Source organism: Streptomyces sp. NPDC096079, assembly GCF_040303145.1.
Taxonomy (GTDB): domain Bacteria; phylum Actinomycetota; class Actinomycetes; order Streptomycetales; family Streptomycetaceae; genus Streptomyces.
Genome location: NZ_JBEOST010000005.1, coordinates 65,657 through 87,343, shown reverse-complemented (window position 1 = coordinate 87,343; position 21,687 = coordinate 65,657). Strand labels below are relative to the sequence as shown.

General features: G+C 71.9%; 19 protein-coding genes. 7 read left to right on the top strand and 12 right to left on the bottom strand.

Annotation, left to right across the window (positions count from 1 at the left end; translation table 11 throughout):
• Window positions 1-20: 20 nt before the first annotated feature.
• The 4 genes from ABTY59_RS12790 to ctaC form a co-directional block, all read right to left on the bottom strand.
• On the bottom strand, window positions 21-1,274 hold the full coding sequence (locus ABTY59_RS12790; RefSeq protein ID WP_352018944.1) for a L,D-transpeptidase: 1,254 nt from the start codon (window positions 1,272-1,274) through the stop codon (window positions 21-23).
• A gap of 122 nt (window positions 1,275-1,396) precedes the next feature.
• Window positions 1,397-1,795 (bottom strand): cytochrome c oxidase subunit 4, encoded by a 399-nt coding sequence (locus tag ABTY59_RS12785; RefSeq protein ID WP_352018943.1) that lies wholly within the window; start codon window positions 1,793-1,795, stop codon window positions 1,397-1,399.
• Complete coding sequence (ctaD, locus tag ABTY59_RS12780; protein WP_352018942.1) at window positions 1,792-3,528, bottom strand: aa3-type cytochrome oxidase subunit I; 1,737 nt, start codon at window positions 3,526-3,528, stop codon at window positions 1,792-1,794. Before ctaD ends, ABTY59_RS12785 begins: the two co-directional genes overlap by 4 nt.
• On the bottom strand, window positions 3,525-4,490 hold the full coding sequence (gene ctaC / locus ABTY59_RS12775) for an aa3-type cytochrome oxidase subunit II (RefSeq protein ID WP_352018941.1): 966 nt from the start codon (window positions 4,488-4,490) through the stop codon (window positions 3,525-3,527). The genes ctaD and ctaC overlap by 4 nt, the downstream gene beginning before the upstream one ends.
• Before the next feature lie 502 nt (window positions 4,491-4,992).
• Here ctaC and ABTY59_RS12770 point away from each other — a divergent pair.
• Window positions 4,993-6,378, top strand: coding sequence for a cysteine desulfurase/sulfurtransferase TusA family protein (locus ABTY59_RS12770; RefSeq protein ID WP_352018940.1), 1,386 nt, complete (start codon window positions 4,993-4,995; stop codon window positions 6,376-6,378).
• 705 nt (window positions 6,379-7,083) lie between these two features.
• Here the strand turns inward: ABTY59_RS12770 and ABTY59_RS12765 are convergent.
• Window positions 7,084-8,058, bottom strand: coding sequence for a carbohydrate kinase family protein (locus ABTY59_RS12765; RefSeq protein WP_352018939.1), 975 nt, complete (start codon window positions 8,056-8,058; stop codon window positions 7,084-7,086).
• A 153-nt stretch (window positions 8,059-8,211) separates the two neighbouring features.
• Here ABTY59_RS12765 and ABTY59_RS12760 point away from each other — a divergent pair, with 153 nt between their 5' ends.
• Entirely contained in the window at window positions 8,212-8,418 is a 207-nt protein-coding gene (locus ABTY59_RS12760) for a hypothetical protein (protein ID WP_352018938.1), read from the top strand.
• 67 nt (window positions 8,419-8,485) lie between these two features.
• A complete protein-coding gene (locus ABTY59_RS12755) occupies window positions 8,486-9,970 on the top strand; it encodes a hypothetical protein (RefSeq protein ID WP_352018937.1) in 1,485 nt (494 codons plus the stop codon).
• A 75-nt stretch (window positions 9,971-10,045) separates the two neighbouring features.
• On the opposite strand, the gene ABTY59_RS12750 is transcribed toward ABTY59_RS12755, so the two are convergent.
• On the bottom strand, window positions 10,046-10,402 hold the full coding sequence (locus tag ABTY59_RS12750; protein WP_018848827.1) for a HesB/IscA family protein: 357 nt from the start codon (window positions 10,400-10,402) through the stop codon (window positions 10,046-10,048).
• A 246-nt stretch (window positions 10,403-10,648) separates the two neighbouring features.
• Between ABTY59_RS12750 and nadA the strand changes: the two genes are divergently transcribed.
• Window positions 10,649-11,827 (top strand): quinolinate synthase NadA, encoded by a 1,179-nt coding sequence (gene nadA, locus ABTY59_RS12745; protein WP_352018936.1) that lies wholly within the window; start codon window positions 10,649-10,651, stop codon window positions 11,825-11,827.
• A 78-nt stretch (window positions 11,828-11,905) separates the two neighbouring features.
• Here nadA and ABTY59_RS12740 read toward each other — a convergent pair whose 3' ends face one another.
• From ABTY59_RS12740 to ABTY59_RS12720, 5 genes are all read right to left on the bottom strand, one after another.
• Complete coding sequence (locus ABTY59_RS12740) at window positions 11,906-15,061, bottom strand: efflux RND transporter permease subunit (RefSeq protein ID WP_352018935.1); 3,156 nt, start codon at window positions 15,059-15,061, stop codon at window positions 11,906-11,908.
• A 177-nt stretch (window positions 15,062-15,238) separates the two neighbouring features.
• A complete protein-coding gene (locus ABTY59_RS12735) occupies window positions 15,239-15,928 on the bottom strand; it encodes a response regulator (RefSeq protein WP_352018934.1) in 690 nt (229 codons plus the stop codon).
• Entirely contained in the window at window positions 15,925-17,169 is a 1,245-nt protein-coding gene (locus ABTY59_RS12730) for a sensor histidine kinase (RefSeq protein ID WP_352018933.1), read from the bottom strand. Before ABTY59_RS12730 ends, ABTY59_RS12735 begins: the two co-directional genes overlap by 4 nt.
• A gap of 117 nt (window positions 17,170-17,286) precedes the next feature.
• The gene (gene pspAA, locus ABTY59_RS12725) at window positions 17,287-17,565 is read right to left on the bottom strand and encodes a PspA-associated protein PspAA (protein ID WP_352018932.1); all 279 of its coding nucleotides are present in this window, start codon (window positions 17,563-17,565) and stop codon (window positions 17,287-17,289) included.
• A gap of 19 nt (window positions 17,566-17,584) precedes the next feature.
• On the bottom strand, window positions 17,585-18,382 hold the full coding sequence (locus ABTY59_RS12720) for a PspA/IM30 family protein (RefSeq protein WP_189802190.1): 798 nt from the start codon (window positions 18,380-18,382) through the stop codon (window positions 17,585-17,587).
• 273 nt (window positions 18,383-18,655) lie between these two features.
• Between ABTY59_RS12720 and ABTY59_RS12715 the strand changes: the two genes are divergently transcribed.
• Both ABTY59_RS12715 and ABTY59_RS12710 read left to right on the top strand, forming a co-directional pair.
• Window positions 18,656-19,261 (top strand): DUF3043 domain-containing protein, encoded by a 606-nt coding sequence (locus ABTY59_RS12715; RefSeq protein ID WP_352018931.1) that lies wholly within the window; start codon window positions 18,656-18,658, stop codon window positions 19,259-19,261.
• Between the two features lie 50 nt (window positions 19,262-19,311).
• Window positions 19,312-20,088: a class I SAM-dependent methyltransferase gene (locus ABTY59_RS12710; protein ID WP_352018930.1), complete on the top strand. Its 777-nt coding sequence runs from the start codon at window positions 19,312-19,314 to the stop codon at window positions 20,086-20,088.
• Between the two features lie 97 nt (window positions 20,089-20,185).
• Here ABTY59_RS12710 and ABTY59_RS12705 read toward each other — a convergent pair whose 3' ends face one another.
• Window positions 20,186-20,392 (bottom strand): hypothetical protein, encoded by a 207-nt coding sequence (locus ABTY59_RS12705; RefSeq protein ID WP_352018929.1) that lies wholly within the window; start codon window positions 20,390-20,392, stop codon window positions 20,186-20,188.
• A 91-nt stretch (window positions 20,393-20,483) separates the two neighbouring features.
• On the opposite strand from ABTY59_RS12705, the gene ABTY59_RS12700 reads away from it, so the two are divergent.
• On the top strand, window positions 20,484-21,686 hold the full coding sequence (locus ABTY59_RS12700) for a bifunctional adenosylcobinamide kinase/adenosylcobinamide-phosphate guanylyltransferase (protein ID WP_352018928.1): 1,203 nt from the start codon (window positions 20,484-20,486) through the stop codon (window positions 21,684-21,686).
• Window position 21,687 lies beyond the last annotated feature (1 nt).

Here is a 21,687-nt window from a genome sequence, read left to right as displayed (position 1 = left end):
GGCCGGGACGCGCGCGTTAGTCAGATCGAGGGCCTCAGACGGGCCTTCTCGGTGGGGGTCACGGGGTTCGCCGCGGCCTCCACCAGGGCGCTGCCCTGGCGCCACTTGTCCCAGGTCAGGTTCCAATCGCCGAAGCCGTTGCCGAAGGTGTCCATCGTGTCGCCGTAGCTGTTGACGACGCTGACCAGGTCGCCGGGGCGGACGGTCTCGAAGAACCAGGCCGCGTTCCCCGTCGACATGCCGACGCAGCCGTGGCTGACGTTCTCGACGCCCTGGGAGCCGACCGACCAGGGCGCGGCGTGGACGTACTCGCCGCTCCATGTCACCCGCGTGGCGTAGTACACGGGCAGGTCGTACGAGTCGTCGCTGCCCTCCGCGATGCCGATGCTGGTGCCCCGCATCCGGACGTAGTACTCCTTGCCGAGCACCACCTTGATGCCGTTACGGGTGGAGAAGCCGGGTTTGCCGGTGGTCACCGGGATGGTATTGATCACTTCTCCGTTGCGCTTCACCGTCATGTAGTGCGACCCGGCGTCCGTGACGGCCTCGATCCGGTCGCCGATGGTGAGCTTCAGCGGCTTGGAGGCGCCGCCGTACAGCTTGTCGCCGACCTTGAGGCCGTCCAGGTTGCCGGTGACCGTGACGAGCGCCCCGGCCGGCCAGTACTCCTTCGGGCGGAAGTGCAGCTTCTTGTCGTCCACCCAGTACCAGGCGCCCTCCACGGCGGGCGTGGAGCGGACCTTGAGGGCCCGTTCGACGACCGCGCGGGCGGAGCGGTCCTTGACGGGGAGGCTGAGCTCCGCCGTGATCGGCTGCCCGACGCCGTACGTGCCCGCCTGCGGGCCGAAGGTCACGGTCAGGGCCCGTTTGGCCGGAGCCGTCTCGAAGGTGAACGTACGGGCGCCTGGAGCGCCGTCCTCGTCCTCGGTGGCCACCCGGACGGTGTAGCGGGCACCGGCGGCCAGGGCGGCCGTGGAGCGCCAGCGCTGTCCGTCCGCGGTGAGTTCGCCGGCCAGGTGGTGGCCGGAGGCGTCGGTGGCGGTGACGTCGGTGATCCGGGCGTCGTCGTCCTTGGCCGTGATCTCCAAGGGCTTGTCGGGGTCCGCCTTGGCGCCGTCGGCGGGAGCGCTGACCGCGAGCTGGTCGGCCGCGTCGTAGGCCTTCTCCGACAGCGGGTGCCCGTCGGAGCCCGCGCACGCGGTGGCGCCCGCGGTGACGGTGACGGCCAGAAGAGTGCAGCTCAGAACAGTCCTTATGCGCGGCGTGTCGTTCATGACTTCACGCTAAATACGTTCCTCGCGACCGGCGCGCCGAGTGCTGCAAAAGAGGGGCCCGGACACTTCGGTGACGAAGTGTCCGGGCCCCTCGGTGTGCTCCGGTGCGGAGCGGGGTACCGCTACTGGTTCTGGTTCTCGCCGCGGTAGAACTCGAAGACCCAGCCGAACAGGCCGACGAGGATCAGCGGGGCGGAGAAGTACAGGATCCACCAGCCCATCGCGATCGCGAGGAAGGCGAGCGCGCCACCGACGGCCAGCGAGAGCGGCTGCCAGCTGTGCGGGGCGAAGAAGCCCACCTCGCCGGCCTCGTCCGCGACGTCGGCCTCCTTGTCGTCCTGCGCCATCGCGTCGACACGCTTGGCCGTGAAGGCCAGGTAGTAGCCGATCATGATGGCCAGGCCGAAGGCCAGGAAGAGCGCCGTCGTACCGACCGGCTCCTTGGACCAGACGCCGTACACGATCGCCATGGCAAGGATGAAGACGCTCAGCCAGATGAACATCTTGCCCTGGATCTTCACTTGCCGGCCTCCTTGCTGCCCGTGAGGGCCGCGGCCTCGTGCGGCTTGTTCTCGAGCTGGTCGACAGCCGCGATCTCAGGGTGGTGCAGGTCGAACGCCGGGGATTCCGAACGGATCCGCGGCAGGGTGAGGAAGTTGTGCCGCGGCGGCGGGCAGGACGTCGCCCACTCGAGCGAACGGCCGTAGCCCCACGGGTCGTCGACCTCGATCTTCTTGCCGTACTTGGCGGTCTTCCAGACGTTGTAGAAGAACGGCAGGATCGACAGACCGAGCAGGAAGGAGGAGATCGTCGAGATCGTGTTCAGCGTGGTGAAGCCGTCGGCCTCCAGGTAGTCCGCGTAACGACGCGGCATGCCCTCGGCACCGAGCCAGTGCTGCACCAGGAAGGTGCCGTGGAAGCCGATGAACAGCGTCCAGAACGTCATCTTGCCGAGGCGCTCGTCCAGCATCTTGCCCGTGAACTTCGGCCACCAGAAGTGGAAGCCGGCGAACATCGCGAAGACCACGGTGCCGAAGACGACGTAGTGGAAGTGCGCGACGACGAAGTACGAGTCGGAGACGTGGAAGTCCATCGGGGGCGAGGCCAGGATGACGCCGGTCAGACCACCGAAGGTGAAGGTGACCAGGAAGCCGATCGTCCAGAGCATCGGGGTCTCGAAGGACAACGAGCCCTTCCACATCGTTCCGATCCAGTTGAAGAACTTCACGCCGGTCGGTACGGCGATGAGGAACGTCATGAAGGAGAAGAACGGGAGCAGTACGCCACCGGTGACGTACATGTGGTGCGCCCACACGGTCACGGACAGACCGGCGATCGCGATGGTCGCGGCCACCAGACCGATGTAGCCGAACATCGGCTTGCGGCTGAAGACCGGGATGACCTCGGAGACGATGCCGAAGAAGGGCAAGGCGATGATGTACACCTCTGGGTGTCCGAAGAACCAGAAGAGGTGTTGCCAGAGCAGCGCTCCGCCGTTCGCGGCGTCGAAGACGTGGGCACCGAACTTGCGGTCCGCCTCCAGGGCGAACAGCGCGGCCGCCAGGACCGGGAAGGCGAGCAGGACCAGGACACCGGTCAGCAGCACGTTCCAGGTGAAGATCGGCATGCGGAACATCGTCATGCCCGGAGCGCGCATGCAGATGATCGTGGTGATGAAGTTGACCGAACCGAGGATCGTGCCGAAGCCGGAGAAGGCCAGACCCATGATCCACATGTCGGCGCCGACACCCGGCGAGCGGACGGCGTCCGACAGCGGGGAGTAGGCGAACCAGCCGAAGTCGGCCGCACCCTGCGGGGTGAGGAAGCCGGCCACCGCGATGATCGAGCCGAAGAGGTACAGCCAGTACGCGAACATGTTCAGCCGCGGGAACGCCACGTCGGGCGCGCCGATCTGCAGCGGCATGATCCAGTTCGCGAATCCGGCGAACAGCGGCGTCGCGAACATCAGCAGCATGATCGTGCCGTGCATCGTGAACGCCTGGTTGAACTGCTCGTTCGACATGATCTGCGTACCCGGACGGGCCAGCTCGGCGCGCATGAAGAGCGCCATCAGGCCACCGATGCAGAAGAAGGCGAACGACGTGACCAGGTACATCGTACCGATGGTCTTGTGGTCCGTGGTGGTGAGCCACTTGATGACCACGTTGCCGGGCTGCTTGCGCCGTACGGGAAGCTCGTTCTCGTACGAGTCCTCAGCTGCGGCGGCACCCTGGGTTTCGTTGTGGATGCTCACAGTTGGTGCTTCTCCGCATTCCTAGCCGGGTCCGTCTGCTCGATGCCGGACGGGATGTAGCCGGTCTGCCCCTTCTCGGCCAGCTCCTTCAGGTGCTGCTGGTAGCGCTCCGGGGAGACCACCTTGACGTTGAAGAGCATCCGGGAGTGGTCGACACCGCACAGCTCGGCGCACTTGCCGAGGAAGGTGCCTTCCTGCGTCGGAGTCACCTCGAAGGAGTTGGTGTGACCCGGGATGACGTCCTGCTTCATGAGGAAGGGGACCACCCAGAACGAGTGGATGACGTCACGGGAGGTCAGGACGAACCGGACCTTCTCCCCCTTCGGCAGCCACAGGGTCGGGCCCGGGTTGCCGGTCTGCGGGTTCCGGTCGCCGGGGATGCCGGCGTCGTAGACACCGCCCGCGTTCTCCGGGAAGTCCTCGAGGAACTTGTCCGGGATCGCGGCGAGGTTCTTGTCCGTCTTGGCGTCGCCCTTCACACCGGGCACGGCCTCGACGTAGTTGAAGCCCCAGCTCCACTGGTAGCCGACCACGTTGACCGTGTGAGCCGGCTTCGGGGTGAGCTCGAGGAGCTTCGACTCGTCGCGCGCGGTGAAGTAGAAGAGCACGGAGACGATGATGAGCGGGGTGACCGTGTACAGGGCCTCGATGGGCATGTTGTAACGGGTCTGCGGGGGTACCTCGACCTTGGTCCTGCTCCGCCGGTGGAAGATGACGGACCAGATGATCAGGCCCCACACCAGGATTCCGGTGATGAGCGCGGCAGCCCACGAGCCCTGCCACAGGGAGAGGATCCGAGGCGCCTCTTCCGTGACGGGGGTGGGCATACCAAGGCGGGGGAAGTCTTCCCAGTTGTACGAGCAGCCCGTGGCTGTCGCCAGGATCAGGCCCGCAGTCAGCACCTGCGGCAGCTTCCGCCGCATCGGGCGCCGCGACGAGCGGTCGGAGCCGTTGGGACTCACGTAGCGCCTTCCCGAGAGTCTCGGCCCGCGTTGGTCGGCCACGGCCGTCCGTCTCGCTGGTCGGTCGCCGCCCCGGCCGCGGGCAGGGGTTTGGATGTTTATGCGGACCAAACCCTACTGGACGCTATTTGGGGTCGCGCGGGGAGGGTGCCCAACGCGCCGTCCGAGTCCCCGAAGGGGTGGACTCCGGGGTTCCGAAGGGGGTCCGGAGGCGCCCGTTCGGCCGTCTGACGTCGTACGGGGAGAGGACCCTGACGGGGGCTCACCGAGGCCGGCCGCGGGCATGGGGGGCGGGGTACGGGAGGGCGCGGCGCGGAGCGGGGGAAGGCGGGGCCGGGCGCAGGGGGCGTGCCTACGCGCGCGCGTGGATCCCGGGTCCGGGGGCGCGACTGCCGGCCCTGCCCCGCGGCACCCCAGGGCCCTCGGGGGGCGGGGGCGCCCCGCCGTGGCGCGCGGACGCCCGGGGCGCCGGGGGTGGAGGGCCGCGTTCTACGGTGGGTGGATGCCGTACTTCGACGCCGCGTCCGCCGCTCCGCTGCACCCCGTCGCCCGCCAGGCGCTGCTCGCCTCCCTCGACGAGGGCTGGGCCGACCCCGCCCGGCTGTACCGGGAGGGGCGGCGGGCCCGGCTGCTCCTGGACGCGGCCAGGGAGGCCGCCGCCGAGGCGGTGGGGTGCCGCCCGGACGAGCTCGTGTTCACTCCTTCGGGGACGCGCGCGGTTCACTCCGGTGTCTCCGGGGCGCTCGCGGGACGCCGGCGTGTCGGGAACCGGCTCGTCGTCTCGGCGGTCGAACACTCCTCCGTCCTGCACACGGGTGAGGCGCACGCGGCGGCCGGCGGGACGCTGACCGAGGTGCCGGTCGGCCGCACGGGGGCGGTGGACCCGGACGCGTTCGCGGCGGCGCTGGCCGCGGACACGGCCCTGGCCTGCCTCCAGTCGGCCAACCACGAGGTCGGCACCGAACAGCCCGTCGCCGAGGTCGCCGAGGCCTGCCGGGCCGTCGGAGTGCCGCTCCTCGTGGACGCCGCACAGTCGCTCGGCTGGGGCCCGGTCCCGGAGGGCTGGTCGCTGCTGGCGGCGAGCGCGCACAAGTGGGGCGGCCCGGCGGGGGTCGGGCTGCTCGCCGTACGGAAGGGAGTGCGCTTCGCACCGCAAGGCCCGTCCGACGAGCGGGAGTCGGGCCGGGCCCCCGGCTTCGAGAACCTGCCGGCGATCGTGGCGGCGGCGGCCTCGCTGCGGGCGGTGCGGGCGGAGGCGGCGGCCGAGGGGGCGCGGCTGCGGGTCCTGGTGGACCGGATCCGGGCGCGGGTGCCGGAGCTGGTGCCGGACGTGGAGGTGGTGGGCGACCCGGTGCGGCGCCTCCCCCATCTGGTCACCTTCTCGTGCCTGTACGTGGACGGCGAGACGCTGTTGTCGGAGCTGGACCGGGAGGGTTTCTCCGTTTCGTCCGGTTCGTCGTGCACGAGTTCAACGCTGACGCCCAGCCATGTGCTGCGCGCGATGGGGGTGCTGAGCGAGGGGAACGTGCGGGTGTCCCTGCCGGCCGGCACCTCGTCCGAGGACGTGGACCGCTTCCTCGCGGTCCTGCCGGGAGTGGTGACGGGGGTACGCGAACGGCTGGGCGCCCCCGTCTCCGCGCCGTCCGCACCGGCCCCCTCCGGCTCCCTCGTCGTGGACTCCCTGGGCAAGCGCTGCCCGATCCCGGTGATCGAGCTCGCGAAGGTGATCGGAGAGGTACCGGTGGGCGGGACGGTGACGGTCCTGTCGGACGACGCGGCGGCGCGGCTCGACATTCCGGCGTGGTGCGAGATGCGGGGCCAGTCGTACGAGGGCGAGTCCCCTTGGGCGGGGGGCGGGGCGGCGTACGTGGTCCGCCGCGTGTCGTAGGGTCCCGCCCGGTCGTGGGCCGGCGCCGCGCCGTTGTGGGCCGGCGCCCCGCCCCGTTGTGGGCTGGCGCCCCGCCCGTTGTGGGCAGGCGTTCCGCAGGGCGGAACGGGTGGGCACAACGGACGGCGCCCTTGCCGGCGCCAGAGGCTGCCGATCCTGGACCCGCACCCGGGTGCACCGTCGCTTGTGGTGCGGGTCAAGGCGCGGAACGCGGAGGCGCCGCGAGAGGGCGCCGTCCCGTGTGCCCACCCGTCCCGCCCTGCGGGACACCTGCCCACACGGCGGTGGACACCGCCCCACCAGGGCGCGGGCACACACGGGCGCGGGGCGCACCGCCCGGCCGGGCGCGGGCACACGCGGGCGCGGGGCACGCCGCCCCGGCCGGGCGCGGGCGCACGGGCGCGGGGCGCGCCGCCCTGGCCGGGTGCGGGCACGCACGGGCGCGGGGCGCGCCGACCCGCCCGGGCACGGGCACACACGAGCGCGGGGCGCACCGCCCCGCCCGGGCACGGGCACACACGAGCGCGGGGCGCACCGCCCCGCCCGGGCACGGGCACACACGAGCGCGGGGCGCACCGCCTCGGCCGGGTGCGGGCACACACGGCACGGGGCGCACCGCCCCGCCCGGGCGCGGGCGCACGCGGGGGCGTGCCGACCCGCCCGGGCGCGGGGCCGCGCGGGGACGGCCGCGCGCCCCGCGTGGGGTCAGAGGAGGTGGGACTGGACCTCGGTCGCCGCGTCCTCGCCGTACGCCTTCGTGAAGCGCTCCATGAAGTTCGCCCGCCGCAGCGTGTACTCCTGGGTGCCCAGCGTCTCGATGACGAGCGTCGCCAGCATGCAGCCCACCTGCGCCGCCCGCTCCAGGTCCACGCCCCACGCCAGGCCCGTGAGGAAGCCCGCGCGGAAGGCGTCGCCGACGCCGGTGGGGTCGACCTTGGCGGTCTCCTCGGCGCAGCCGACCTCGATGGGGTCCTCGCCGACGCGCTCGATGCGCACGCCGCGCGAGCCGAGGGTGGTGACGCGGTGGCCGACGCGGGACAGGATCTCCGCCTCGGTCCAGCCGGTCTTGGACTCGATGAGGCCCTTCTCGTACTCGTTGGAGAAGAGGTAGGCGGCACCGTCGAGGAGCGTGCGGATCTCCTCGCCGTCCATGCGCGCGATCTGCTGGGAGAAGTCCGCGGCGAAGGGGATCCCGCGGGCCTTGCACTCCTCCGTGTGGCGGAGCATGGCCTCGGGGTCGTCGGCGCCGATGAGGACGAGGTCGAGGCCGCCCACGCGGTCGGCGACGGCCTTGAGCTCGATCAGCCGGGCCTCGCTCATGGCACCGGTGTAGAAGGAGCCGATCTGGTTGTGGTCCTTGTCCGTGGTGCACACGAAGCGCGCGGTGTGCAGGACCTCGGAGATCCGGACCGAGCCGGTGTCGACGCCGTGCCGGTCGAGCCAGGCCCGGTACTCGTCGAAGTCGTAGCCGGCCGCGCCCACGAGGATCGGGTTGCCGCCCAGCTGACCCATGCCGAAGCAGATGTTGGGGCCGACGCCGCCCCGGCGGACGTCGAGGTTGTCGACGAGGAAGGAGAGGGACACCGTGTGGAGCTGGTCGGCCACCAGCTGGTCGGCGAACCGGCCGGGGAAGGTCATGAGGTGGTCGGTGGCGATGGAGCCGGTGACTGCGATACGCACGGCGGGGTGCTCCTGCGAATTCGGTAGGGGCGCGCGAGGCGCTCGAAAGGGGCGACAGTTCACGCTACCGGGTGGGGCGCGCCCTGCCGAACAGTGGAAACTACCCCAGAGTAGGGCTTTTCCACGAAGCGGTGGGGTGCATACGGTGCGCCCATGACCACGTACCCCGCTCCTCGTGAGCGACACGAGTCCGAGTTCAGCCTCGCCCAGCTGCGCGGGGACGGCGCCCGGATGGCCCCGCACTGGGTGACTCCGGCCGGTCCCGACCCCGTACCGGTCTCCCCCGCGGCGATCCACGGCGTCGTCGTTCCGGCGGCCTCGGCCCGGCTGATCGACGCCACCGCCGAGTACGGCGGCTGACGGACGGGAACCGTCCGCCCGTCCGCTCCGTCCCATCGGCGTCCGGTCGAGACGAGGGAGCGTTGCGGTGAGCGGTACGGAGAACGTACGAAGGCGACGGAACGTCCTCGCCGCCTCGGTGGCGGCGGGCGTGCTGCTCGCCGGGGGCGGCGGCGTCTATCTGGCCGTCGCGGCGACGGGGTCCGGCGGGGCCGCGACGTCCGGGGCGGGCGGCGAGGTCGCCGACGCGAAGGCGACGGCCCCGCCGCCGCTGCGGCTCGGGGACGGCGGCGGCGGTCCCGGCATCGCGCCGGGCGAGCCGGACCCGAACGGGACGGGACCCGGGATCGCGCCGGGCGAGCCGGACCCGAACGGGACGGTCTACACATCCAAGGGCCCCCTCCCCCAAGGGCCCTCCTCGGCCGCGGTCCACCGGCCCGAGGGCCTGGTCACCTCGGCGGAGGTGACCAGGCTGGCGGATGCGCTCGGGATCGAGGGCCGGCCCGAGCTGGTCGGGGACGTCTGGACGATCCGGCCGGAGAAGGACGGCCAGGGTCCGCGTCTGGACGTGGCGAAGGCGGCTCCCGGGAGCTGGACGTACTCCTGGTACGACGGCGGCCCGGTCGGCGACTCCTGCCTCAAGGGCTCCGCGTGCCCGCCCCCGGGCGAGGTGAAGCCACCGGCTTCGGGCCGTACGCCGGTGAGCGAGGCGGCGGCGAGGGCGGCGGCCGTCCCGGTCCTGAAGGCGCTCGGCCAGGACGACGCGAAGGTGACCGCGAGCCAGGTCATGGACGGTTCGGTGCGGGTGGTCAACGCCGATCCGGTGGTGGGCGGGCTGCCGACCTACGGCTGGTCGACGGGGCTGCACATCGGACCGGACGGCCGGGCGGTCGCCGGGAGCGGGACGCTCAAGGCGCCGGTGAAGGGCGACACGTACCCGGTGGTCGGGGCGGCGAAGGCGCTCGCGGAGCTGAACGAGGCCTCGAAGGGCACGGGCCCGGTCGGGATCGGCGGCTGCGCGACGGACCCGCCGGCGGGTGCGGGGGTCGACGGGAACGGCAAGGACGAGCCCGCCGCGCCCTGCCGGTCGATCGCGGACAGGGTGCCGCCGACCGAGATCCCGGTGACCGCCGCGGTGTTCGGTCTCGCGGCCCGGGACGTGGCCGGCGAGCGGGTGCTCGTGCCCTCCTGGCTGTTCACGGCGGACCCGGTGGACGCGGCGCCGTACACGGTGGTCGAGACCGCGGTCGCCCCCGCGTACCTGGCTCCCCCGGCGCAGCCCTCGCCTCCGGACGAGGGCACGGCGCCGGTCCGGCAGATCACGTCGTACCGGTCGGCGGAGGAGGGCCGGAAGCTGGCCGTCAGCTTCTGGGGCGGGGTGTGCAGCACGTACACCGCGAAGGCCGTGGAGACGCCGGAGAAGGTGACGGTGCGGATCGACGAGAAGGCCGATCCCGGGCGGGTGTGCGCCGCGATCGCCAAGGAGATCACGCTGACCGTCACCCTGCAGGGCCCGCTGGGCGACCGGACCGTGGTCGACGGGGCGAGCGGGCAGGCCGTGCCCCGGCGCTGAGCGGCCCCGGACGCGCGTGAGGGCGGCGGCCCCGGGGTGATCCCCGGGGCCGCCGCCCTCACACTTCGTACAGGCTTAGCTGAACGAGTCGCCGCAGGCGCAGGAGCCCGTGGCGTTCGGGTTGTCGATGGTGAAGCCCTGCTTCTCGATGGTGTCGACGAAGTCGATCGACGCGCCGCCGAGGTACGGGGCGCTCATGCGGTCGGTGACGACCTTGACGCCGTCGAAGTCCTTCACGACGTCGCCGTCGAGCGAGCGCTCGTCGAAGAACAGCTGGTAACGCAGGCCGGAGCAGCCGCCGGGCTGAACGGCGACGCGCAGGGCCAGGTCATCGCGGCCTTCCTGGTCGAGGAGGGCCTTGACCTTGGCCGCGGCGGCGTCGGACAGGAGGATGCCGTCGCTGACAGTGGTCTTCTCGTCCGATACGGACATCTGCTTCTCTCCCGGTGTGTACGGAGACTGCTTGCCGACGGTTGCAACCGACGGTGCCCCGGATTCATTCCGGGCCGAGTGGGGTCTTCCCTCTTTCATGCTCGCACACCCTGTCCAGGAGCGCGGACAGCGAATTCGTCACATCGACACTATGGCCATCGTCATTCTGACGTGAAGCGGTTATGATAGATAGCGTCATTTCGACGAAAAGCGTTTCCCGAAGACCCCGAAGAAAGGGTGCGTGACGTGACCACCGCCCAGCCCCTGGATGTGCAGCCGACGCCGCTCGCCCTGCTCCTGCTCGGTCGCGAAGCCGACCCGAAGAGCGAGCGCGGAGTGGAGTGTCCCGGCGATCTGCCGTCGCCCTCCGACCCGGACCTCGTGGAGCGCGCCCGCGCCGCGAAGGAGAAGCTCGGGGACAAGGTCTTCGTGCTCGGCCACCACTACCAGCGCGACGAGGTCATCCAGTTCGCCGACGTGACGGGTGACTCCTTCAAGCTCGCGCGCGACGCCGCCGCCAAGCCGGAGGCGGAGTACATCGTCTTCTGCGGTGTGCACTTCATGGCCGAATCGGCCGACATCCTCACCGGTGACGACCAGAAGGTCGTCCTGCCCGACCTCGCGGCCGGCTGCTCGATGGCCGACATGGCCACCGCCGAGCAGGTCGCCGAGTGCTGGGACGTGCTGACCGAGGCCGGCGTCGCCGACCAGGTGGTGCCCGTCTCGTACATGAACTCCTCGGCCGACATCAAGGCCTTCACCGGCAAGCACGGGGGCACGATCTGCACCTCGTCCAACGCCGAGCGGGCCCTGGCCTGGGCCTTCGAGCAGGGCGAGAAGGTGCTCTTCCTGCCGGACCAGCACCTGGGCCGCAACACCGCCGTCCGCGACATGGGCATGTCCCTGGACGACTGCGTGCTCTACAACCCGCACAAGCCGAACGGCGGTCTCACCGTCGAGGAGCTGCGTGCCGCCAAGATGATCCTGTGGCGGGGCCACTGCTCGGTGCACGGCCGCTTCTCGCTGGACTCGGTGAACGACGTCCGCGAGCGGATCCCGGGCGTGAACGTGCTCGTCCACCCCGAGTGCAAGCACGAGGTCGTCGCCGCCGCGGACTACGTGGGCTCGACCGAGTACATCATCAACACCCTGGAGGCGGCCCCGGCCGGTTCCTCGTGGGCGATCGGCACCGAGCTGAACCTGGTCCGCCGTCTGGCGAACCGTTACGCCGACCAGGGCAAGGAGATCGTCTTCCTCGACAAGACGGTCTGCTTCTGCTCGACCATGAACCGCATCGACCTCCCCCACCTGGTGTGGACCCTGGAGTCCCTGGCCGAGGGCAACCTCGTCAACCAGATCCAGGTCGACAAGGAGACCGAGAGCTTCGCCAAGCTCGCCCTGGAGCGGATGCTGGCCCTGCCGTAACGGTTCTCCCGTACGTACGCCGGAAGGGGCGGCCCCACGTGATCGTGGGGCCGCCCCTTCCGTCCGTCACCCGGGACCTCAGTCCAGGGCGTCCAGCAGGCTCGCGTCGAGCGGGGTGACGTCCGGCTGCTCGGGGATCACCGTCCCCTCGCCGTCCTTCGCGCCCTTCTTCGCCGCCCTCTTCTTCGCGCGGCGCTCCTTGCGGAGCTCCACCATCGCGTAGAGCGTCGGGACGAGGAGCAGCGTCAGCAGCGTCGAGGTGATCAGACCGCCGATCACCACCACGGCCAGCGGCTGGGCGATGAAGCCGCCCTCGCCGGTCACGCCCAGGGCCATCGGCAGCAGGGCGAAGATCGTCGCCAGGGCGGTCATCAGGATCGGGCGGAGCCGGTGCCGGCCGCCCTCGATCACCGCTTCGACGACACCCAGACCCTGCGCCCGGTACTGGTTGATCAGGTCGATCAGGACGATCGCGTTGGTGACGACGATGCCGATGAGCATCAGCATGCCGATCATCGCCGGGACGCCCATCGCCGTGCCGGTGAGCACGAGCAGACCGATCGCGCCGGTCGCCGCGAACGGGATCGAGACCAGCAGGATCAGCGGCTGGACGAGCGACCGGAAGGTCGCCACCAGGAGCATGAAGACGATCGCGACGGCCGCGAGCATCGCCAGGAACAGGTTGAGGAAGGCCTCGTCCTGGTCCTCGGAGACACCGCCGATGGTCGCCGTGGCGCCCTCCGGCAGGTCGAGCGCGCTGATCTCGGACTGCAGGGCGGCGCTCACCGCACCGGTGTTGTCGCCGGTCGGCTTGGCCGTGATCGTCGCGGCGCGGGCGCCGTCGATCCGGGTCATCGAGACCGGGCCGGGGACCAGCTCGACGGTGGCGATGTCGCCCAGCTTCACCGGGCCGAGCGGCAGCGCCCTGAGCGCGGCCAGGGTGGTGGCCGGGTGCGCCGAGGTGATGAGGACGTCGCGCTCGCTGTCGTCGAGGATCGCCTTCGCCGCCGGGGTGCCCCGGACGGACTGGGCGACGATCGCGCCGAGCGAGGCGGTGTCGAAGCCGGCGTCGGCCGCCTTGGCGTTCGCCTTCACCGAGATCCGCGGGACGGACTGGGAGAGGTCGCTCTGGACGTCGGTGACGTCCTTGAGCCCGGCGATCGCGGTGCGGACCTGCTCGGAGGCCTTCTTGAGGACCTCCGCGTCGGCGGCCTTCACGATCACGCGCAGGTCGCCCGAGCCGAAGCCGTCGCCCGCCGCGATGGTGGTGTCGCCGATGCCGTCGAGGGCGCCGAGGCCCTTCTCGATGGCGTCGCGGGTCTTCTCGTACGAGCCGGAGTCCTCCAGGCTCACCTTGTACGAGGCCTGGTTGGAGCCGGTGCCGCCGCCGAAGGCCGCCATGAAGCCGGAGGAACCGACGGTGACCTGGTAGTCCTTGACGCCCTCGGTCTCCGCGAGGACCTTCTCGATCTTCCTCGCGGCCTCGTCCGAGGCGCTCAGGCTGGTGCCCGGCGCCAGCTCCTGCTGGATGTTGAGCACCTCCTGCTCGCCCTGGTCGAAGAAGTTCGTCTTCAGGAGTGGGGCCATGCCGAAGGTGACGACCAGGACGACGAGCGCGATGGCCAGGCTCATGAACCGGCGCCGGGTCGCGAAGCGCAGGACCGGCACGTACATCCGCTGGAGGCGGCTCTTCTCCTCCTTCTCCTCGGCGACGCGGCGGGCCTCCGCCAGGTCCTCCGAGGTGCCCTTGGGGGCGCGCAGGAACCAGTACGACAGCACCGGGACCACGGTCAGCGAGACGAGCAGCGAGGCGAGCAGGGCCGCCGTGACCGTCAGCGAGAACGAGCCGAACAGCTCGCCGATCATGCCGCCGGTCAGACCGATCGGCAGGAACACGGCGACGGTGGTGAGGGTCGAGGAGGTGACGGCGCCCGCCACCTCGCGGACCGCCGTGAGGATCGCGCTCTGGCGCTCCTCGCCGTACCCCAGGTGCCGCTTGATGTTCTCCAGGACCACGATCGAGTCGTCGACGACCCGGCCGATGGCGATGGTGAGCGCGCCGAGCGTCAGCATGTTGAGCGAGAGGTCACGGGTCCACAGCACGATGAGGGCGAGGACGACCGAGAGCGGGATGGAGACCGCGGTCACCAGGGTCGAACGGATCGACGCGAGGAAGACCAGGATCACCAGGACGGCCATGACGAGACCGAGGGCGCCCTCCGTCGTCAGACCGGAGACGGCCTTGGCGACGGCCGGGCCCTGGTCGGAGACCACGGTCAGCTCGGCGCCCGCGCCGAGGTCGCGGCGCAGCTCGGGGAGCTTCTCCTCGACGGCGTCTGAGATGGCGACGGCGCTGCCGTCCTTGTCCATGGTGGCGAACACGGCGAGGCTGGGCTTGCCGTTCGTCCGGGTGAGCGAGGTGCGCGGGGACTCCTCCTGCTTCACCGCGGCGACGTCGCCGAGGCGGACCGCCTTGCCCCGGCCCGGCACGGCCGCCGGGATGCGGAGGTCCTCGATCTGCCGCAGCGAGGTGTACCCGCCGCCGACCTGGATCGTGCGGGACTTTCCGGCCTCCGAGAAGGCGCCCGCCGGCATGGTGGCACCGCCGGAGCGGAGGGCCTCGGCGAGCTTCATCGTGTTCAGCCCGGCCGCGGCGAGCTTCCGCTCGTCCGGGGTGACGGAGACCTGGAGGTCCTGGACGCCGCTGACCGTGACCTGGCCGACGCCCTCGATGTCCTGCAGGGCGGGCACGACGGTCCGCTCCAGCTGGTCGGCGAGTGCCTGCGGGTCCTTGTCCGAGGCGGCGGCGAGGACGACGGTCGGCATGTCGTCCGTCGAGCCGGCGATCACCTGCGGGTCGACGGAGTCGGGCAGCTGCGCGCGGGCGCGGTTCACCGCCTGCTGGACGTCGGCGACGAGCTGCTTCGTCGACTCGTCGCCGTAGTCGAAGGACGCCATGACGACGGCCATGCCCTCGGAGGCCGTGGACGTGACCGACTTCAGGCCGTCGACGGCCTTCAGGTTGTCCTCGAGCGGCTCGACGACCTGCTTCTCGACCACATCGGGAGAGGCGCCCTGGTAGGGGGCGAGGACCGAGACCATGGGCAGCTCGATCGACGGGAACAGCTGCTGCTTCAGCTGCGGGATCGCGATCGCGCCGAACACGATCGCGACGATGGACATCAGCCCGATCAGGGCCCGTTGCGCGAGGCTGAATCTGGACAGCCAGGACATGGGGTCTCTCTTCTGTGGCGTACTCGTCGGCGGGCGGGAGCAGCCAAGACCCCGGCCCGGACCCGCTGGATCCGCCGGAGGCGCCCCCCCTCCATACGATCTGCCATCCGCGGCCGGAAGTCCTCGGCCCCCGGGTCCACTTCCTTATCTCGCGCATACCGCGTCTGGAGTACGCGCCTACTCCACCCGAGGGCGTACGAGACCCGACTCGTAGGCCGTGACCACCAGCTGGGCCCGGTCGCGGGCGCCGAGCTTGGCCATGGTCCGGTTGACGTGCGTCTTCACGGTGAGCGGGCTGACGTCGAGCCGCTCGGCGATCTCGTCGTTGGAGAGGCCGCCCGCGACGAGGACGAGGACCTCGCGCTCCCGGGCGGTGAGCGCGGCGAGCCGCTCGGTGCGGGCGTCGCCTCCCCCGCCCGTCGTGTCCTGGCCGGAACCCTGCGCGAGGAAGGTGGCGATCAGCCCTTTGGTGGCGGCCGGGGAGAGCAGCGCCTCGCCGGCGTGCGCGATCCGGATCGCGCCCAGCAGCTCCTCCGGTTCGGCCCCCTTGCCGAGGAAGCCGGAGGCTCCGGCGCGCAGCGACTGCACGACGTACTCGTCGACCTCGAAGGTGGTCAGCATGACGATCCGTACGTCCGCCAGCTCGGGGTCGGCCGTGATCATCCGGGTGGCGGCGAGGCCGTCGGTGCCCGGCATGCGGATGTCCATGAGGACGACGTCGGGCCGGACGGAGCGGGCGAGCGCGACCGCCTCGGCGCCGTCGGGCGCCTCCCCCACGACCTCCATGTCGGGCTCCGAGTCCACCAGGACCTTGAAGGCGCTGCGGAGCAGGGCCTGGTCGTCGGCGAGCAGTACGCGGATGGTCATGCGCGGTCCTCCCCCGTGCGGGACGTCACCGGCAGTATCGCCTGGACGCGGAAGCCGCCGCCGTACCGGGGCGCGGCGGTGAGGGTGCCGCCGAGCGCGCCGACCCGCTCGCGCATGCCGAGCAGCCCGTGGCCGCCGACCGGGGGCTCCGCGACGGCCTGCGGCGGAACGGTCCTGGGGGTGCCGTTGTCGAGGACGGTGATCTCGACGGTGCGGCCCACCCGGACGATGCTCACCTCGGCCTTCGCGTCCGGCCCCGCGTGCTTGCGCACGTTGGTCAGGGCCTCCTGCACGATCCGGTACGCGGCGAGGTCGACGGTCGCCGGGAGCGTCAGGCCCTCGTCGGCGCGGGCCAGGGCCACCGGGAGGCCGGCCTTGCGGAAGCTGTCGAGCAGCCCGTCGAGGACCGCGAGGCCCGGCGCGGGCTCCGTGGGGGCCTCGGGGTCGCCGGACTGGCGCAGCAGCCCGACGGTGGCGCGCAGCTCGTCCAGGGCGGAGCGGCTGGCCTCGCGGACGTGCGCGAGGGCCTCCTTGGCCTGGTCGGGGCGCTTGTCCATGACGTGGGCGGCGACGCCGGCCTGCACGTTCACCAGGGCGATGTGGTGGGCGACGACGTCGTGGAGGTCCCGGGCGATCCGCAGCCGCTCCTCGGCGACCCGGCGCCCCGCCTCCTCCTCCCGGGTCCGTTCGGCCCGTTCGGCCCGCTCCCGGATCGCGTCGACGAAGGCCCGGCGGCTGCGGACGGCGTCCCCGGCGGCCGCCGCCATCCCGGTCCAGGCGAACACGCCGAGGTTCTCCTGCGCGTACCAGGGGGTCGGCCCGAAGGCCATGGCCGCGACCGTGAGCACGGTCATCGTGACGAGACCGACCCGCCAGGTGGTGGGCCGGTCGGTCCGGGCGGCGACCGTGAAGAGCGCGACGACGGCGCTCATCGCGATGGGAGCGGGCCGGTTGTCGTCGACGAGCTCGATCAGGGTGATCGACACGGTGAAGGCGAGCACCGCGAAGGGTCTGCGCCGTCGCATCACGAGGGCGGCCGCCCCCAGGATCATGATCAGCACGCTCGACGCGTCGGGCACGTGCTCCCCGAACGTCGGCCCGTCCGGGCTGCCGTGCGGGTCGGTGAAGGACCCGGCGACCATGGCGACCAGCGCGCCCGCGGCGATCGTCGCGTCGAAGGCGAGCGGGTGCGCGCGGAAGCGGTCGCGGAGGCGGGTGTAGGGGGTGCCGGTGGGGGTCACGGGAGTCCACGGTACGGGGCGGTGCGACCCCCCGTCGGGGGCAGGCGTTCCTCCCCGGCGGACTTCGGCCCGGGGGCGGCCCCGTGCGGGACGCCCGCCCGCAGGGGACGCCGGCCGTCAGCCGGGGATCAGGCCGTCGTCCGAGAGCAGCGCCCGCACCTCGTCCAGGCTCGCGTCCGGGGACGGGAGGATCAGCTCGGACGGCTCCAGCGCCTCGTCCGGCAGCGGCGAGCCGAGTCGGCGGACGGCGTCGAGGAGGGCGCCGAGCGTGCGCCGGAACCCGTCCTCGTCCCCCGACTCCATCTCATCGAGCAGCTCGTCGTCCAGCCTGTTCAGCTCGACGAGGTGGCTGTCGGCCAGCTTCCACTGACCCTCCCCCATGATCCGTACGATCATGACGCGTCCTGTCTGTCGCCTACTTCTCGAAGCGCGGGTGGGACTGCTGCTGGGTGCGGTCCTGCGGCGCGGCCGCGCCACCGCCCTCGATGGCCTGCTGCTGCGCCGAGGGGCCGCCGGCCAGCTCGGCCTTCATGCGCTGGAGCTCCAGCTCGACGTCCGTGCCGCCGGAGAGCCGGTCGAGCTCCGCCTGGATGTCGTCCTTGGCCAGGCCCGACTGGTCGTCGAGCGCGCCGGACGCGAGCAGCTCGTCGATCGCGCCGGCGCGCGCCTGGAGCTGGGCGGTCTTGTCCTCGGCCCGCTGGATGGCGAGACCGACGTCGCTCATCTCCTCCGAGATGCCGGAGAAGGACTCGGCGATCCGGGTCTGCGCCTGGGCCGCCGTGTAGGTCGCCTTGATGGTCTCCTTCTTGGTGCGGAAGGCGTCCACCTTGGCCTGGAGGCGCTGGGCGGCGAGCGTGAGCTTCTCCTCCTCGCCCTGCAGCGTCTGGTGCTGCACCTCCAGGTCGCTGACCTGCTGCTGGAGCGCGGCCCGCCGGGACAGCGCCTCGCGCGCCAGGTCCTCGCGGCCGAGCGCCAGCGCCTTGCGGCCCTGGTCCTCCAGCTTCGCGGACTGGCCCTGCAGCTGGTTCAGCTGGAGTTCGAGCCGCTTGCGGGAGGTGGCGACGTCGGCGACGCCGCGCCGCACCTTCTGCAGCAGCTCCAGCTGCTTCTGGTAGGAGTAATCGAGCGTCTCGCGCGGATCCTCGGCCCGGTCAAGGGCCTTGTTCGCCTTCGCGCGGAAGATCATCCCCATACGCTTCATGACACCGCTCATGGGCTTCGCGCGCCCCCTTCTGACGGACTCGGCTCCAGCTCTTCAACAGGATCCACACTACGGGCCCTGTCTCCATTACCGCACTGTTCGGAGCGGGATGCGCTCCTCCCCAAGGACGACTGTGCGCGGTGTTCCCTCCCGCGCAGGGAGTAGAGGGATCTCAGGGGAAGACCGCGCCCGTCCTCCGTACGTACGCCCGAAGACGCAGTCCGTTAGCGGATCGTTCCCGCCCGGCATGGGGTTCATGCCCACCACCCCGTACCCTTGGGTTTTGTGTTCCGTAGCCGTTCGAAGGACGAGAAGGCCCCCACCGACAAGGTGACGGCGGACCTCTCCACCAAGCAGCCCCGCGACCCCGAGGCCCCCAAGGGCCGCCCGACCCCGAAGCGGAGCGACGCGCAGTCCCAGCGCCGCCGCGCCGCGACGGTGCCGACCGACCGCAAGGAGGCCGCCAAGCGCCAGCGCGAGGCACGCCGCTCGGACCTGGCCCGGCAGCGCGAGGCGCTCGCCAGCGGTGACGAGCGCTATCTGCCCGCCCGCGACAAGGGCCCGGTCCGCCGCTTCGTGCGCGACTACGTCGACTCGCGCTTCGCGATCGCCGAGTTCTTCCTGCCGATGGCCGTGGTGATCCTCGTGCTGTCGCTGTTCGGCAACGCCAACCGGTCGCTCCAGAACATCTCCCTGCTGCTGTGGCTCGGTGTGATCGTCCTGATCGTCATCGACTCGATCGGCATCTGGATCCGTCTGCGGAAGCAGCTGAACGAGCGCTTCCCGAACGAGCCGAAGCGCGGTGCCATCGCCTACGGCCTGATGCGCACGCTCCAGATGCGCCGACTGCGTCTGCCGAAGCCGCAGGTCAAGCGCGGAGAGCGGCCCTGAGCGCCGACAGTTCGGAGTCGGGCGCTCGTGCGTTCGGTGAGGGCGCCCCGGTGCTGCCCGTCGTCGCCCACTGGCCCGCCGGTCCCGGCGGGCTGCGCGACACCATCCGGCAGGAGGTCGTCGCCCGTCAGCTCGACGAGCAGATAACCGGCCGCTACCCGGTGGGGCAGCGGCTGCGGATCCTCGACGCGGGCATGGGGCAGGGCACCCAGGCCCTGCGCCTCGCCCGGGCCGGACACACCGTGACCGGTCTCGAGGCAGACCCCGACCTCCTGAAGGCGGCCCGTGAGTCGCTGGCGACGGAGCCCGCCGGGATCCGCGAGCGGGTCCGGATGATCGAGGGCGACGGACGCGAGACCGGCGTCCACTTCCTGCCCGGCAGCTTCGACGTGGTGCTCTGCCACGGAGTGCTGATGTACGCGGACGAGCCCGACGCGCTGCTCGCGGGCCTGGCCCGGATGCTGGCCCCCGGCGGGCTGCTGTCCCTGGTGGTGCGGAACGCGGAGGCCCTGTCCATGCGGCCGGGGCTCGCCGGGGACTGGTCGGGGGCGCTCGCCGCCTTCGACTCCGACGTCTACACGGACGACAACGGCGTGAAGGTGCGGGCCGACCGGCTCGACTCGCTCACGGCGACGCTCGCGGGGATCGCGGCGCCGCTGCACGCCTGGTACGGGGTGCGGGTCTTCACGGACGACGTCCCCGCCGACGCGGGCCTTCCCGCCGCCGACGAACTGGACCGGCTGCTCGCCGCCGAGGACCGGGCCGGACGCACGGATCCGTACCGGCGGGTGGCGGCGCTGCTGCACCTCTGCGGGGTACGGGGCTGACGGAGGCGCGTGCGCGTTCCGCGCCCTGACCCGCACCCCCTGGCGACGGTGCGCAGGGGTGCGGGCCTCTGGCGCCGGCAGGGCGCCGTTCCGGGCCTCAGCCCTCCGCGTTCAGAGGCATCGGGCCGTAGATCTTCGTCCCGTCCTCCGACAGCGTCACCTGGTCCGCGCCCCCGCCGAGGAGGTCACGCCAGTTCTCGCCGATCCAGCTCTCCGCGTCGCCCTGGGTGGTGAACTCCTCGGGGGTCACCACCGGCTCGACCTCCGTGCCGTCGGCCTTCTCGAACCGCCACGTCCATGCCATGCAAGCCTCCTGGAGCCCACCGGATGATCGGTTTCCTGCCCGCAGCGTAGCCGGGCGCGCACGGCTCGCGGTGGCGCGGGAGGATCTGAGGGTGGAACTGACTCTGCTCGGCACCGGCGCGCCCCTCGGACTCCCCCGCCCCGACTGCCCCTGCGCCGTGTGCGCGCTGTCCCGGGGGACCCGGGCGCGGGCCGCGACGGCGCTCCTGGTGGACGGGGCGCTGCTGCTGGACCTGACCCCGGGGGCCGCGCTCGCGGCGGCCCGTTCGGGGCATTCGCTGGTGGGCGTGCGGCAGGTGCTGCTCACGCATCCGCACGACGGGCCGGCCGTGGAGGTGCCCGCGGGGCTTCCCACCGCGGGGCGGGTGCCGGACGGGCGCGAGTTGACACTGATCAGCGGGCACCGGGTGCGGGCGGTGCCGATGGACTCGCCCGGGACCGGGTACGAGGTGACCTCGGCGGAGGGCGAGCGGCTGCTGTATCTGCCGCCGGGGGGTGCGCCCGCCGGGATCGCGGGCGATCACCGCGCTCCGTACGACATGGTCGTCGCCGATGTCACGGGGCGGCCGGACGGGCTCGCGCGGCTGCGGGCGACGGGGGCCGTCGGTCCGGCGACCGAGGTGATCGCGGTGCACCTGGACCACGACGCGCCCGCCGGTGCCGAGCTGGAGCGGCGGCTGGCGGCGGCGGGGGCGCGGGCGGTGCCGGACGGGACGACGCTGTACGTCGGCGACTACCACGAGGTGCCGGAGGTGCCCCGGCGGACGCTGGTGACGGGCGGGGCCCGGTCGGGGAAGTCGGTGGAGGCGGAGCGTCGTCTGGAGACCTTCCCCGAGGTGCTGTACGTGGCGACGGGCGGGACCCGGGAGGGCGACCCCGAGTGGGCCGAGCGCGTGGGGCTGCACCGGGAGCGGCGGCCGGGTTCGTGGCGCACGGCCGAGACCTGCGAGCTCGTGCCGCTGCTCGCGGAGGACGGGCCCGCGCTGCTCGTGGACTGTCTGTCGCTGTGGCTGACGGACGCCATGGACCGGGTGGGCGCCTGGGACGACGAGCGGTGGCGGGACGGCGGGCAGGCGGCGCTGCGGGAGCGGACGGCGGAGTTGGTGGCGGCGGTGCGGGCGACGAGCCGTACGGTCGTGGCGGTGACGAACGAGGTCGGCTCGGGGGTGGTGCCGGCCACGGCGGCGGGGCGTCGTTTCCGGGACGAGCTGGGCCGGCTGAACGCGGCGTTCGCCGACGAGTGCGAGCAGGTCCTGCTCGTGGTCGCGGGTCAGGCGCTGGTGCTGCGCGGGTAGG

What these genes read in the sequence shown, in the direction of transcription:
- ABTY59_RS12790 (WP_352018944.1), bottom strand. Translation starts at nt 1,274, where the DNA reads ATGAACGACACGCCGCGCATAAGGACTGTTCTGAGCTGCACTCTTCTG.
- ABTY59_RS12770 (WP_352018940.1), top strand. Translation starts at nt 4,993, where the DNA reads ATGCCGTACTTCGACGCCGCGTCCGCCGCTCCGCTGCACCCCGTCGCC.
- ABTY59_RS12760 (WP_352018938.1), top strand. Translation starts at nt 8,212, where the DNA reads ATGACCACGTACCCCGCTCCTCGTGAGCGACACGAGTCCGAGTTCAGC.
- ABTY59_RS12750 (WP_018848827.1), bottom strand. Translation starts at nt 10,402, where the DNA reads ATGTCCGTATCGGACGAGAAGACCACTGTCAGCGACGGCATCCTCCTG.
- ABTY59_RS12740 (WP_352018935.1), bottom strand. Translation starts at nt 15,061, where the DNA reads ATGTCCTGGCTGTCCAGATTCAGCCTCGCGCAACGGGCCCTGATCGGG.
- ABTY59_RS12735 (WP_352018934.1), bottom strand. Translation starts at nt 15,928, where the DNA reads ATGACCATCCGCGTACTGCTCGCCGACGACCAGGCCCTGCTCCGCAGC.
- pspAA (WP_352018932.1), bottom strand. Translation starts at nt 17,565, where the DNA reads ATGATCGTACGGATCATGGGGGAGGGTCAGTGGAAGCTGGCCGACAGC.
- ABTY59_RS12720 (WP_189802190.1), bottom strand. Translation starts at nt 18,382, where the DNA reads ATGAGCGGTGTCATGAAGCGTATGGGGATGATCTTCCGCGCGAAGGCG.
- ABTY59_RS12705 (WP_352018929.1), bottom strand. Translation starts at nt 20,392, where the DNA reads ATGGCATGGACGTGGCGGTTCGAGAAGGCCGACGGCACGGAGGTCGAG.